Genomic DNA, 12,837 nt, shown 5'->3' on the forward strand with positions numbered 1-12,837 from the left:
ACTTATCAGGTCACTGACAAACGGCGAATAGCTAAGCTGCGCCGAAGAGTTTCTGTAACCGAAAACGTCTTGCAACGAAGCTGCCATTGCAGCCTTTAGTGCCTCCAGATTTTCGCGGTCGGCTATGGGACGGCCTCCCTCTTCTGGGCGCCAGGGGCGTGCCAAACGCCGCTGCCCGCCTGCAGGGCGTGAGAATAGAGCAGCTCCTTGTCGTCTATGGCCTCGGCGTCCATCGTCGCCCCTAAGCCTTGCAACGTCCTTAAGTGAAATGCCGCCGCGGTCGGAGCGACCTCAATGCCGTCTTCGGGTACCGTGAATCCAAGACAGGCTAAGATTTGAACAGGGGTAAGTTTCATTGGAATTCCATTCTTGCGGCCCTGGCATAGGACTGCGCGATTTCCTTGTTTGGTGCGATTTTGGCCAGTAGCCTATTTTGCAGTTGATTTAGCGCAAGGGAAGGGGCCCAAGAATTTAAAGTATCGAGCGCCCTGAAAAATGTTGACTCGATCGCGAAGTCGAGCTGCCTGCCGACGGCCAACCTCAAAATCTATAAGCCCGCTTCCGAGCACGTCGGCCAGGGCGTTTTGGGGGCTACGCAATGTTCCACCTGAGTCGCAACACCCTGAGTTAGCTCCAGAAAGTCGCGAACAACGGGCGCACATTTATTGACTAGAAGCTACATTCCGGCAACAATAGAACCGCTTTGCCACCTTGGCGATTCGCGCACTCCATGTGCGCCTTCAACAACCTTGACGGTTACTTCCGTCAAGGCGGTACCTGTCAATTCCTCTTAGGAGTTGGTATGAGTATCATTTCTTGGTTCGCCTTTGTAGCTGCTGCATTGCTGCTCATAGGCATCGTTAAAGGCTCGGCCTCCTCTGGGGGAGGGGCATATGACGAAAACGATCCAAATCAGTTTGTGAAAGATGAGCTAGACCCTAGCAATCCGAACAATCTGATGCTTCGAAATCATCATCACGATGATGGCGAAGACCTTCACATCCATGCGATACGTACCACTGAGGATTAATTCTTCAGCACTGTTGCATGGGTGGAAATTTGACCCTGTTTTGTGTGAAAGCAAAGCAAGTCATTTACTCGGCCGCGAGGCCATTTCATTGCCACCCTCTTGGTGGCGCACGTCAGGCTATCGCTTGGCGAATTTCAACCCGCGGGGAATACTTCCCCTCGGGGTCGCTTCCTGCATTTTTCCTGGAGAATTGTTATGGAAGCGAAAAATAAACTGCGTATGTCCGAAGTTGTGATCAACGTTCTCGCTGTGATCAGCCTCGTGATGGTATTTGGGTATGCCCCCGGTGCTCATGCTCAGTCGGGCAATGTGTACGGTAGCAACCAGGTACAGGCCATGTCCTCTGCCGAAGAAGGCGTGGTACTGCAGGTCTCCCTCAAGAGAGCTGAAGCCTCTTGGCAAGCTCGTACTGGTGGAGCAACTGGTGGCGGTTTGGTGGGCGCTCTCCTTGGCAATAGTCTGGGGGGTAACTATCAAACAAAAGCGCTCTTTGGTGCACTCGGTGCACTTGGTGGTGGATTTGCTGGGGAGCGTATGGCGAACGCCGTGGGCGCCAGCGATGCGCAGGAAATTGTGATTGGGATACGTGATCCTCGTTCCAATTCTCTTACCCGTGTAGTGACTGTGGTTCAACCAGCGCCATTTGATGCAGTAGCACCAGATGACAACGTGCTGATTGTGAATACGAATGGCACCATTCGTGTGATCAAGCGGACCTACAACTCAGCGTTTGTTCAACGGTAATTGAACAAAAAAGGCCGCAAGCATTGCTTGCGGCCTTTTTCTTTTGGACGAATCCTAATCAATCGATACTTGGTTTCGCCAATTCGGAGGCGACATACAGCTCCAGGCTAACTGAGACCTTCAGTGCCCGCGCTTTCTGAATGATCGCGTCGGCCTTTTTCCCCCCCTTCAATTCGAAGACCACCAGCTGGTCGGTGCTCTCCAGCAAGGCGTTCAAGACTGACGCTGACGAGCGCAACTTTGGCTGGCCAACGTATTTGACCGGAATGTAGTGAGACAGAGCCCAGTCGTGAACTCGCCACGCTGTTTGGCTATTGCAGAGTGAGACAAGAGTCCAGCTCGGTTTGTTCTGTACAACTTTGCTGAGCTTCTTCCCGACTATGCCATCCGGCGCTGTCAACGCACCAAAGGTCGCTATACGTGGCCCTTGTCCCCAGGCCTGAAATCGCAAAACGCAGTCAGTGAGAAAACTCGCCGGCGTTTTGAGGCCTGACAGATGGGAAACCAGTGCATCACCAGGTAAGCCAACCAAATTGAGATCTGGTCGGTCAAGACTCAGAAATCCGAGGCCCGCCACAAGAGCGGAATGGCGTACCAAGCTCCAGTCCGAGCGCCATGCGGCTTGCCGGGCCCTGGCAAACTTGCGGGCCTCCTTTGCCGATGGGCAGTGCAGTACCGCATCACGCAGGTCTGGTCGCGCCGGCATGAACTTGGCGCTCTCAAACCAGTGCGCTATGGATAGGTAGTGGTGTTGCACACGATTCTTGGTCCCAGGGATGGGCACCCACGGGCCGAAAAAGGAGGCTTTGAGCAGGTCAATGTCAGGGATTCCCATCCGGACGATGTTACGGGTTCCAGATGTTGAGGCTGATCGCTTTACGCCCTAAAAAGCGTGCGTTGCCCGGTTTACATCGTGCTAAAGGTCCGACATCTGCTGCCCTATTGGTCGGCCAGTGAAGCGCACACCTTCTCCGAAGGTCGCATCCAACCGCTGCCGGAATTTTCGCTTGGGTGGATGATGCGAATGAGAGCTTGCCAGCCTCTTTTTCTTGTTACGCTGGCCAGAATTACGGTAAACTTCATCCACTAGGTCTTCTGACCTTTTGCTGGCGCAATGCCAGCCTTTAATTCTGGCCAAGCCAGGAGACTTCTAGCAGAAGTCTCAACAACCCGAAGTCCATCCTGGACTCAGATCACGCAAGTGGCCTGCCTCGGGTAACCAACCACCCCAAATAGACCCATTGGCCCGACAGCCTTTGCTCGGTCGCATTTGGCGTATTCACAAGCGCTGCGAAAGGCACGACATGAAATTGGACTGCTTTGAGGTCGTCTATTCGGTGGCCAATGAGTTATTCCTCAAGGGCGAGTCGTTGGTATGCGAGCGTGATGGATCCACCGTTGTCGTTCGTCACATCGAGACTGCAGAGCAGGAAATCGAGGTGATGTACCTGACTGCTGGAACTCACAACCATCAGACCAAGCGATTCAACGCAAGTAACTACCAAACCAGTGGGCTCGCACAGATGCAAGTAGCAAGCAGCTACCTGCCGCTGCTCACACAGGGAGAAAACAATGGCAAATAGCCTATTTCAGATTGAAAGAAGTAGGAAGGTCGAGATCACGATTCCTGGGTATGACCCGGTGCTCGAGACACAAAAGCTCGGCAAGCGATTCAAGCGGCTTCGTGACAGGCAAAAGAGCAAAGAGGCTCTGGCCGTCAAAAAACAGCAGGAGGCCCTGCGTACGGAGTTGAAGGAACAGGAGGCCGCCCTTGATGAGCTCAATAAAGGCGCGGGCCTGGCACAGGCTGTGCCCGAGCAGAGTCGGCAAGGTGACACAGAAGACAACTTGTTTGAGTAGGCGGCAATTCGCCGCAAGCAAACAAAGCTCCCATACCCCGGGATGAAAGTCGGGACTGGAGTCTAAATCATGGATAAAGGAAGAATGAGAGCCAACCATTTGAACTTCGGGCCGGCATCCGCACGGAGAGACCCGCCAGTTCAAGAACCATTTGGCGCAATGATCGCCAAGGGCAACGCAGTCGATGTCACCGTCCTTGCGGGGAGCCACTTCCCTCAAGACCGTGTAGCCATCGAAGCGTCAGTCTACGAACAGCACGTAGCCTGGCCCAACAGCGCCATGCGCCAGCACATGATCTACCTGGAAGAAATTGCACGCCTGAACGAACTTCTACGAGCAGCTTCTGACGTTACACGTCACGAGTCACCCGCAGAGTTTGTTCACCGCGGCGTGGCCTGTGATGCCAGGATCGACAAAGACGTTCGGCACAGCTTTGTGTTGGAACGGTTTGACCTTCCTGCGTTCACAGGCTGGCTAATTCGCCAGTAGGAATCTTTAAACACGGGCCCCTCGATGAGGGGCCTTTCTCAAGGGCTTCAATAGTCTTTGCGAAAGGTCGATAGGCCAAAAAAATCGAAAGGGAGTCTCTGACTTCCACGATGCGTAGCGACGGGCTAGCCCTGTTGGCTGCGCCTTAACATTTTTCCACCAAGCGGGGACACGCAAATCCCCGCAAGGGGAAATGCGTGCTCCTTCAATTCCCTACTGAATTGGAGTAACACGATGGGTAATACCCAAATTGCAAACAATGCCAAACAGGCTTCGGTCTGGTTGGACGGTTTCAGCATCAATGACTTCATGGCACCGTCTGCAAAGACGGAGATTGCAGAGGTCACCAGTGCAGTAGCCACCGTTGTCTTTGAAATGGAAGCCAGCATCACTGCCGGCGCAAGTTTCACCTCTGAGGAAGCAAACGAGCAATCGTTTGGCATGGATGAAATCCAGGAATGGGTTTCCACATCCAACAATCTGTCTGACTGGACTGACCGCAAGGTTGCCTGGCCACTGATTGATCCTGAAGACTATTCAGCGGAAGCATCGGCAGAAGCACGGATCGCTGACAACCTCATGGCTGTTAGATTGCTCCGTGAGCTGCAGAGCACCAGGCGGGAAGTCACTGATGAAGATCGCACCACGCTGTTGAAATACTGCGGATGGGGCGGGTTGGCCCGGCTGTTCACACCAGACGGATCGAAACGTCACAGTCTGGCAGACCAACGCGACGAACTGGAATCGCTCACAAGCGAAAAAGAGTTCACAGGGATGCGTTCTTCGATTACTTCGGCCTACTTCACAGACCCGGCCGTGGTGACAGCACTCTGGCAAATTGTTCGGCACCTTGGATTCCAGGGCGGCCGGATTCTGGAGCCAACCGCTGGCGTTGGCCACTTTCTCGCAGGCATGCCCTCGGAACTGGCCATGAAATCGGATGTGACTGCGGTTGAACTGGACACAATCAGTGCCGGAATGCTGGAGGCCTCGTTTGGCCCCCTCGGTGTTCAGGTGCACGCAAGCGCGCTTGAAAAAGCCCGTTTGCCGGTTGCGTTCTATGACCTGGTGATAGGCAATGTTCCCTTTGGGGACCATCGCAGCCTGGATACAACTACGGCCGACTATGCAAATTGGTCGATTCACAATTGGGCGATCGGCAAGTCAGTCGACCTGGTTCGTCCGGGCGGATTGATCGTTCTGATCACTTCACGTCACAGCCTCGACAGCAAAACCGATAGCCACCGCAAGTGGTTGTCGGCGCATGCTGAACTGGTCGGATCCTACCGTTTGCCGACAATGGCCTTTAAAAGCCAGGCGAACACGGAAGCCGTGACAGACATCCTAGTGCTCAAGCGTCGGGAAACACCTGACTACCGAGCCGGCGGATGGGTCGATCTGGGCAAAGCAACACCAGAGATGATCAAAGCGGGCCAGGAACTGACCACGGTCGGCCGCGCGTATGGCAACCGTATTGAGCGTGACCGCTCGATCAACAGCTACTACGTGCGGAATCCTGAAAACGTGTTGGGCAGGTTGGTGTTTGAATCAACCCAGTTCGGTGAGTCAATGAACCCTGTGTTCAACGGCACTCCGGCTGATCTACAGGAGCTGCTGCAAAAGCGGATTGAGAGTCTCCCTGCCAACGTCTATACGGCGAAGGCGGACGATTCGACGTCCACCAGCCGCACAGCAATGCAGCGCTACGAAATGGATAACTACGTGGCGCCTGGATCGATGGTCGTGAAGGACGGACGGATCTGTGTCTCTGAGGGCGATGAGCTCTTGGATATTGATTCCCTGTACACCGGAACTGCGCGCAAGCGTGTTCTGGGAATGATCGAGGTGAAGAAGCACGCTGAGGCTGTGATTGAGTTCCAGGCAAAGTCGCAAGACGATGTGAAGCTGCAGCAGTTGCAGACAGTGTTGAACGGCACCTATGACGCCTACGTAGCGTCTATGGGGTATTTGAGCACCAGCGCGAATTCAAGGCTGATGCGATCAGACCCTTCATGGCCGTTGATGTTGGCACTGGAAATGTGGGATGACGAAGATCAGAAGGCCGTCAAGGCTGACATATTCTTCAAACGTACCGTCGGTCACCGCAAGGTTCCGGACCGGGTTGACAACGTCAAGGACGCAATGTTGATCAGTTTGGCGGAGTTCGGGAAGATCGTTCTCAAGGATCTTGCAACGCGCACTGGCATGCCGGTGATGCAGGTTGTGAAGGAATTGGGAGCACAGGCGATTGCATTCCGTGACCCGGAGCTGGGTCGTTGGGTGCCAGCGGATGAATATCTGTCAGGGCATATCCGCGACAAGATTGCAGCAGCGAAAGCCGCTGGACCGGCCTACGCTGAGAACGTGCCGGCACTGGAAGCCGTGCTGCCCAAGGATCTAGGTCCTTCGGAAGTCGAAGCTCGGATGGGTGCACCGTGGATTCCGGTGGACGTGATTGAACAGTTCGCGTGTGAGCTGGTTACTGCCAAAGACGATGCCATTACGGTGGAGTTTGAAGCGCAGTCTGCGACGTGGAGTGTGAAACACACGGGCTGGAAGATTGAGTCGGTGGGCGATCGGGTGTTGCAGACATCGCAATGGGGAACGGCCAAGCGCTGCGCCCTAACGCTGGTGGAAGCGGCCTTGAACCAGCAACCGCCGAACATCACCTATGAAGTCGATGGCCGCCGCGTTGTAGACCGGATGGCAACATTGGCCGCCAGAGAGAAGTGGCAGGCAATTCGGGATCATTTCCGAAAATGGGTCTACCAAGATCCCGCCCGCCGGGACAGGTTGCTGCGCATCTACAACGATGCCTTTAACCAGATCGTCAATCGAAAGTTTGACGGTTCGCATTTGATGCTGCCTGGGATGTCGTCTGCGGTGGTGCCTTACAGCCACCAGAAAGATGCCATATGGCGTGTGGTGGTCAATGGGAATACCTTGCTGGCGCATTGCGTTGGTGCGGGAAAGACATTGGTCATGTGCGCTGCGTCGATGGAACTCCGTCGATTGGGAAAAGCGGTGAAGCCGGTGCACGTGGTTCAGAATTCGTGCCTCGACCAATATTCGGCCGAGTTTGTTCGTCTGTACCCGCAAGCTCGGGTGCTGATGGCAAGCAAGGACGATCTACACGGTGATAACCGCAGAACCTTTGCAGCGCGCGTAGCGACAGGGGACTTTGATGCTGTGGTCCTCACGCAGTCAACCTTCGAGAGATTGATGCTGTCGCCAGATGTTCAGCAAGAGTTCATCCGCAAGATGCTTGCTGAAGCGCGTGTAGCGGAAAGTATGGCCAGCGATACAGGTGCAAAGCGGTCTCTTAAAGAGATCGAAAAGCGCATGAAAGACTTGGAAGCGCGATTGGAACGGCTGGCAGCAGCCGGGAAGAAAGATGCAGAGAATGTGTGGTTCGATGAACTGGGAATTGACTATTCGTTCATTGACGAAAGTCATTCGTACAAAAATTTGGCGAGGATCTCAAAGATGCCCCGCATTGCCGGCCTGCCGAATGTTTCGTCACAACGGGCGTTCGACGTCTTCATGAAGACGCGAGTCATCATGGAGAAGCATGGAGGCAGAGAGGAAGGCGTCGTGATGGCGACTGCTACGCCGATCAGCAACAGCCTGGCTGAGCTGCACACGTTTCAGGTTTTCCTGCAGCCGAAGACGCTCAAGAAGTTCGGCTTGTACGAATTTGATGCATGGAGCGCAAGCTACGGCGAGAGCGTGACAGGCATTGAGTTGGCACCTGATGGTGGAGGATATCGCCTGAACACCAGGTACAGCCGTTTTGTGAATCTACCCGAGCTAATGGGGATTTTTCGTGGGGTTGCAGACATTCGCACCAAGCGGATGTTGAATCTCCCAACTCCTCAGATCGAGGGCGGAAAAGCACAGACCATGGTTGCGAAACCCAGCGAGGAATTGCTGGCTATCGTGGCGGGGCTGGTAGAGCGCGCCGAGAAGATTCGCGCGGGATCAGTTAGACCAGATGAAGACAACATGCTCAGCGTTACCAATGACGGCCGCAAGGCGGCATTGGATGTTCGGCTCTTGGACGGCTTCTTGCCGTTCGATCCAACAGGGAAGCTTGCGCTGGCTGCTGACAACATGGTGCGCGTTTGGAAACAGGCGCATGCCATCAAGGGAACGCAGATGGTGTTTTCCGATCTGGGAACACCGAACAGCAAGAACTTCAATGTCTACGATGAGGTCAGACGACTTCTGATTGACAAAGGGGTTCCATCCGAGGAAATCGAGTTCATTCACGACCACGGCAGCGACAAGGCGAAAGCCAAGTTGTTCAAGCGGGTAAGGGATGGCTCGGTGCGGTTCCTGTTGGGCTCTACGTCCAAGATGGGGACTGGCACCAACGTGCAGAAGCGCTTGAAGGCAGTCCACCAGCTGGATGCCCCATGGGTGCCATCTGCAGTGGAACAGCGTGACGGCCGTGCGGATCGTCAGGGCAACCTGAACGAAACAATCGAGTTATGGCGCTATGTCACAGAAAAAAGCTTTGACGCCTACAGCTGGAACCTGCTGACAGTCAAGGCCAACTTCATCGAACAGGTGATGACGGCCGAGGCTGGACTGCGGACCGTAGAGGATATTTCGATGTCAGCGTTGAGCTACGCGGAGATCAAGGCAATCGCCAGTGGTAACCCACTGGTGATGGAGAAAGCCACGATTGACGCTGATGTGCAGAAGTTTTCGCTTCTGCGATCGCAATGGGAAGATGAGCGTTGGGCCCTGGGCCGTCGCGAGTCGAACCTTGTGAGCCGCTTGGCGTACATCGATAAGAACATGGCCAGCATGGAGGTGGAGGCAAAGCTCGCTGAAAAGGCACTTGCTTCAAACCTTGTGTTTGAGCCTGCGACATCGATCGGTGATAAGGCAGTTGATTCGCTGGGCAATGGTGCTCAAGGATTGGCAGGATCCTTCAGGGCGCACTCCCACAGGGGGTCAACTGGAGGTGAGGCAGTGGTGCTCGGAAAGTTTGGCGGTTTTACCGTCCAATACTCGAAGGTCCTCGCTGATCCTAACCTGTACTTGGTGGGACCGATTTCAGGCGCAGCGATGCGTGTGGATCGGCCGCATATCAATGACCTGGAAGGGGTGGGTCTGGCAGTTGTCAGCACTCTCGAACGGATTGTTGAAACACCAGGTGTGCTGCGAAATGAGTATGGCGAAAGGTCGAATGAACTTGCCACGACACGCAGACTGATGGTCCAGGATTTTGATCACGCGGGAAAGTTGGATGCTTTGCTCCAGCGTCAACGTGAGATTGAATCTGAGCTGGACCTTGATAAGGACGCAGAGGGATGCCAGAACATGGCTACTGAAGCGGTTTAACGCTACGCCCCCCGAGCCATTGGTTCAGGGGGCGTTTTTTTTGGTCGCGATTGCCTTGGTTGATAATTAGAGGTCCAAACTTGCGATGCGGAAAAGCTGGGCGCATCGCTTGTAAACGGGTTTGATGGCCTGAAAGTTGGTAATTGTTGGTATCTGAACAATTGCCGCTGCTTAGTTGTTGGAGTAAGGCGATTGTCAGATAAGGTTCATTTTTGGTTGTTCGTTGCAATCGCTCAAGTCGATATGTATTTTGTTAAAAGTGGCGGTTACCCGACATCCGCGACCTTAAAGGACGCAGTGATGATGCCCCCTTGTGGAGCATTTGGGTCACTTCAATTTCGTGAAAAGGGTGAGGCATAGATGCGCTCAGCTCCTTGTTCTGTGGTGAGTAGCGCTTCGTTCACGCAAAGTACGGCATTGAAAGAGATCCTGTACACCGATCCCAGTGAGTTCCTTGACGGCATGATGGTCGGATGGGCTAAGCGTGGCATTCGGGCGATTGCCATGATTGGGCCAGATCCGGTTTGTCACGAAAAAAGGGCGACTCTGCTCGTCCGTCCTGTGAGCTATCGGACAGCAGCCGACATATTGGCAGCCAGTGACGCTTATGGGGCTACCTGGAGTGATAGTGACGCTCCCGGTGTGGCCTGGGTTGATGCAACACGCAATGAACCCTGGCTGGTGCCATGGGTTGAAGCTGGATGCCTTGGCATCGTGCGTGTGGGCATGGAGATGCCCGGAGACAAGCAGATCGAGGTATTCGCTGCCAGCTGGAATAAGTTGAGCCGCCCGGTGGTGGCGGAGTTTGTTCTGGACTTAGTTGCAGTATGGCCTCAGATCAAAAGGTATGTTTTACCGCCCTTGTCCGGACTGACCGCTCAGCAGGTGAAGGTTCTGAATCTTTCACTCCATGGCCTCTCTGCCCGCGAATGTGCCGCGTCTCTGGGGGTGACGGAGCGCACGGTGAATTTCCATTTGGCTACCATTCAGGAAAAATTTGGTACCCAGAATAAGCAGGAGAGCATTTCCAAGGCGATCTGGCTTGGGGCAATTTGATTGAGAATTTTGAGATTTCCCCGGGCAAAGTGCTGGTATGGCCCTCACCCCTGCGCCGTCGCCGGCAGGGGCTTGTTCAACTTAGAACCTATCCGTAAATTATGTTGACCTTCAACGGCACTTTGCGGAACGCGATGATGGCAGCGGCTATGTGGTTCAGCGCGACGAAGCTGCGTTCGAGCTTCTCGTATCGCACGAGCAGCTTGCGAAAGCGGTTGAACCAGCTGTGGCAGACCTCGACCACCCAGCGCCGCGCCTTCCTGGTCGGGTCGCGCCGCTTGGCATCGGCCTCCTTGGCGCGATCAACGACATGAGCAATGTAGCCGTGCGACTCGATGATCTCCAGGGCAGGCCGGCCACGGTATCCGGCATCGGCGCACAGGTGCTTGCTGCGCCGCGTGCTGGGCGTCTTGCGTTTGACCATGATGGCCTGCAGCACGGCATCGAGTTGCGTCACGTCATGCTCATTGGCCCCGGTCACGACGAGCGACAACGGGACGCCACGGCCGTCCACCAGCAGGTGGCGTTTGCTCCCTTTTTTTTCCCCCGATCGGTCGGGTTGCGTCCGACCGCCTCTTGCGGCAAGGGCGCCTTGAACATGGCCCCATCGATGCTCTGCCATCGCCAAGCGATGCCTTCCATCTGGTCGTACTCGGCAAGCCCGGCTTTCCAGATGGCCTCGAACACGCCCGCGGCCTCCCACTCCAGGAATCGCTTGTGCACCGCGCTGGCACTGCCAAAGCGTTCCTTGGGCAGCGCCTTCCATTGGCAGCCCGTGCGCAAAACATATACGACTGCCTCGAACACTTGCCGTGCCGGCTTGGGTGGCCGCCCCGCGCCCGCCTTGCGCAGGTACGCCTTGTCCGCGCTGCGCTCGCGCACCGGGATCAACGGCTCGACGCGCCGCCAAAATTCATCGGTCACCACCCACGATTCGACTCGCTTGCGTGTCGCCATTCCTTCGCCCTGGCGCCGTGTTAGCTACGGCTCGGAGCAGCAATATACTATTGACGGATAATTTCTAAAACATCCCGGAATAATCGGCGAGTGTCCTTTCCCACTTTCAGGAGCACCCCGCTTCGGTAGAACAACCTACCGAAAAGGCCGTAGACCGGTGTATCCCGCAATGCTTGCAACGGCCGCAAATCTTTTTTTGAGAGTAACCGGACCCGCGGTGATTTCAAAGTAGTTGTAGTCATCATGCTTTTCAGTGGCATGCAGGTACTGAAAATGCATTAAATTCTTGTTTCGCTTAAGTTTTTCGTAAATTACCGGATCGAACAACGCAGCAAAGCGTGGATTCAAAATTTTTAGATTGACGCCATGGGCCTGGCGCCTTGGAATGCCACAAGCTGTCACAGGATCCGTCAAGGCAAAACAGCATCCGTCAGGCGGTGCGGAGAAATCTGTCCAGGTCAGGCCATCCCCGGCGTCAAGTATCTGCAATTCTTCCCTGAACTGGTAAGCCATCGGCAAGAGTCCGAGCAAGGGAATACATTGCCCCAGGGTTAGCAAGGAAACTGCGGTTCGGCCGCGAAGTAGATCCGGTGAAAGTTTCAAAGCGCGGGCCAAAATGATTGTCGCCATGATCGCTCCGGAGCTATGGCCAACGACGAGCACCTCGTCATCCTGCTGGGACTGGATGCGCTCCACCAAACGCTGGGCGAGTTCGTCGAGCCGGACTTCCAGATCCGGCACTTCCCCGCGCGCTTGCCTGGCAGTAAACGCGTAGCTACGCATCATCCAGTACATGCTATAGCGCGCTTCAAGCTTTCGGCCACCCGTCCACAAGGCACCAGCGACAAGGCCGGCAACGATCATGCCAGCGGCGGTATGCTCCAGCGCACTAGCCGATACCCATGCAATAAAAATCGTCAGCAGCGGAATGCCCAGGAGCATCGCACACACCAACAGGAAAGGTACGAACAAGGCAACAGCGAATGGCCAGGAAAGGCAGAACATCTTCCACAAAGTGCCGTGCCGCACATAGAAAATCGTCGTGGCGATCGCATCCCACCATATTGTCCAAGTGGTTTTTGGCCAGTGACGGCGCACCACATCGTCCCAGCTCATGAACTCGTAATGCGTCTGCACGTGTTGCTCGCCGAAACCTGCCTGGACGGACCAGGCTGCCGAGCCTGATGTTTGCTGGCGACGGCGAGGCCCAACTTCCAGGTGCCAGCCATCCTGCCTGCTTTTCCGGGTGCCTTGGTCCCGATAAAGGGCGTGGTAGTGACTCGCCCCCTTAGGATCGAACCCACTCACATAAAACACACAGCGCTTCGAAACAGTCATGGTTCAGC

11 protein-coding genes are annotated in these 12,837 nt (G+C 55.0%); 7 read left to right on the forward strand and 4 right to left on the reverse strand.

The window, feature by feature from the left end:
- Nucleotides 1-802: 802 nt before the first annotated feature.
- Together BPRO_RS24585 and BPRO_RS24590 are read left to right on the forward strand one after the other, a co-directional pair.
- Complete coding sequence (locus BPRO_RS24585; RefSeq protein WP_041390359.1) at nucleotides 803-1,030, forward strand: hypothetical protein; 228 nt, start codon at nucleotides 803-805, stop codon at nucleotides 1,028-1,030.
- A 195-nt stretch (nucleotides 1,031-1,225) separates the two neighbouring features.
- Nucleotides 1,226-1,774, forward strand: coding sequence for a hypothetical protein (locus BPRO_RS24590; RefSeq protein ID WP_011485769.1), 549 nt, complete (start codon nucleotides 1,226-1,228; stop codon nucleotides 1,772-1,774).
- Between the two features lie 58 nt (nucleotides 1,775-1,832).
- Here BPRO_RS24590 and BPRO_RS24595 read toward each other — a convergent pair whose 3' ends face one another.
- Complete coding sequence (locus BPRO_RS24595) at nucleotides 1,833-2,609, reverse strand: hypothetical protein (RefSeq protein ID WP_011485770.1); 777 nt, start codon at nucleotides 2,607-2,609, stop codon at nucleotides 1,833-1,835.
- Between the two features lie 469 nt (nucleotides 2,610-3,078).
- On the opposite strand from BPRO_RS24595, the gene BPRO_RS24600 reads away from it, so the two are divergent.
- The 3 genes from BPRO_RS24600 (at nucleotide 3,079) to BPRO_RS24610 (ending at nucleotide 4,123) form a co-directional block, all read left to right on the forward strand.
- Complete coding sequence (locus BPRO_RS24600) at nucleotides 3,079-3,357, forward strand: hypothetical protein (RefSeq protein WP_011485771.1); 279 nt, start codon at nucleotides 3,079-3,081, stop codon at nucleotides 3,355-3,357.
- Nucleotides 3,347-3,634: a hypothetical protein gene (locus BPRO_RS24605; protein WP_011485772.1), complete on the forward strand. Its 288-nt coding sequence runs from the start codon at nucleotides 3,347-3,349 to the stop codon at nucleotides 3,632-3,634. The genes BPRO_RS24600 and BPRO_RS24605 overlap by 11 nt, the downstream gene beginning before the upstream one ends.
- Nucleotides 3,635-3,703: 69 nt before the next feature.
- Nucleotides 3,704-4,123, forward strand: a complete 420-nt coding sequence (locus tag BPRO_RS24610) for a hypothetical protein (RefSeq protein WP_157045991.1) — start codon at nucleotides 3,704-3,706, stop codon at nucleotides 4,121-4,123.
- Nucleotides 4,124-6,080: 1,957 nt separating this feature from the next.
- On the opposite strand, the gene BPRO_RS30965 is transcribed toward BPRO_RS24610, so the two are convergent.
- Nucleotides 6,081-6,155, reverse strand: a complete 75-nt coding sequence (locus BPRO_RS30965) for a hypothetical protein (protein WP_369794724.1) — start codon at nucleotides 6,153-6,155, stop codon at nucleotides 6,081-6,083.
- Between the two features lie 2,126 nt (nucleotides 6,156-8,281).
- Between BPRO_RS30965 and BPRO_RS30970 the strand changes: the two genes are divergently transcribed.
- Complete coding sequence (locus tag BPRO_RS30970) at nucleotides 8,282-9,478, forward strand: helicase-related protein (RefSeq protein ID WP_369794725.1); 1,197 nt, start codon at nucleotides 8,282-8,284, stop codon at nucleotides 9,476-9,478.
- 417 nt (nucleotides 9,479-9,895) lie between these two features.
- Nucleotides 9,896-10,534, forward strand: a complete 639-nt coding sequence (locus BPRO_RS24620; protein WP_041390361.1) for a helix-turn-helix transcriptional regulator — start codon at nucleotides 9,896-9,898, stop codon at nucleotides 10,532-10,534.
- An 88-nt stretch (nucleotides 10,535-10,622) separates the two neighbouring features.
- Here the strand turns inward: BPRO_RS24620 and BPRO_RS28825 are convergent.
- A protein-coding gene (locus BPRO_RS28825; RefSeq protein WP_086003132.1) for an IS5 family transposase occupies nucleotides 10,623-11,491 on the reverse strand; the annotation gives its coding sequence in 2 pieces (ribosomal slippage) (nucleotides 10,623-11,071 and nucleotides 11,071-11,491; 870 coding nt in all).
- 135 nt (nucleotides 11,492-11,626) lie between these two features.
- Nucleotides 11,627-12,829, reverse strand: a complete 1,203-nt coding sequence (locus BPRO_RS24635) for a hypothetical protein (RefSeq protein ID WP_011485776.1) — start codon at nucleotides 12,827-12,829, stop codon at nucleotides 11,627-11,629.
- Between the last annotated feature and the right edge of the window lie 8 nt (nucleotides 12,830-12,837).

It is taken from the genome of Polaromonas sp. JS666 (assembly GCF_000013865.1).
GTDB lineage: Bacteria > Pseudomonadota > Gammaproteobacteria > Burkholderiales > Burkholderiaceae_C > Polaromonas.

Bases quoted from the DNA above. Each gene is read 5' to 3' on its own strand.
- BPRO_RS24585 (WP_041390359.1), top strand. From the start codon at position 803: ATGAGTATCATTTCTTGGTTCGCCTTTGTAGCTGCTGCATTGCTGCTC.
- BPRO_RS24590 (WP_011485769.1), top strand. From the start codon at position 1,226: ATGGAAGCGAAAAATAAACTGCGTATGTCCGAAGTTGTGATCAACGTT.
- BPRO_RS24595 (WP_011485770.1), bottom strand. From the start codon at position 2,609: ATGGGAATCCCTGACATTGACCTGCTCAAAGCCTCCTTTTTCGGCCCG.
- BPRO_RS24600 (WP_011485771.1), top strand. From the start codon at position 3,079: ATGAAATTGGACTGCTTTGAGGTCGTCTATTCGGTGGCCAATGAGTTA.
- BPRO_RS24605 (WP_011485772.1), top strand. From the start codon at position 3,347: ATGGCAAATAGCCTATTTCAGATTGAAAGAAGTAGGAAGGTCGAGATC.
- BPRO_RS24610 (WP_157045991.1), top strand. From the start codon at position 3,704: ATGGATAAAGGAAGAATGAGAGCCAACCATTTGAACTTCGGGCCGGCA.
- BPRO_RS30970 (WP_369794725.1), top strand. From the start codon at position 8,282: ATGGTGTTTTCCGATCTGGGAACACCGAACAGCAAGAACTTCAATGTC.
- BPRO_RS24635 (WP_011485776.1), bottom strand. From the start codon at position 12,829: ATGACTGTTTCGAAGCGCTGTGTGTTTTATGTGAGTGGGTTCGATCCT.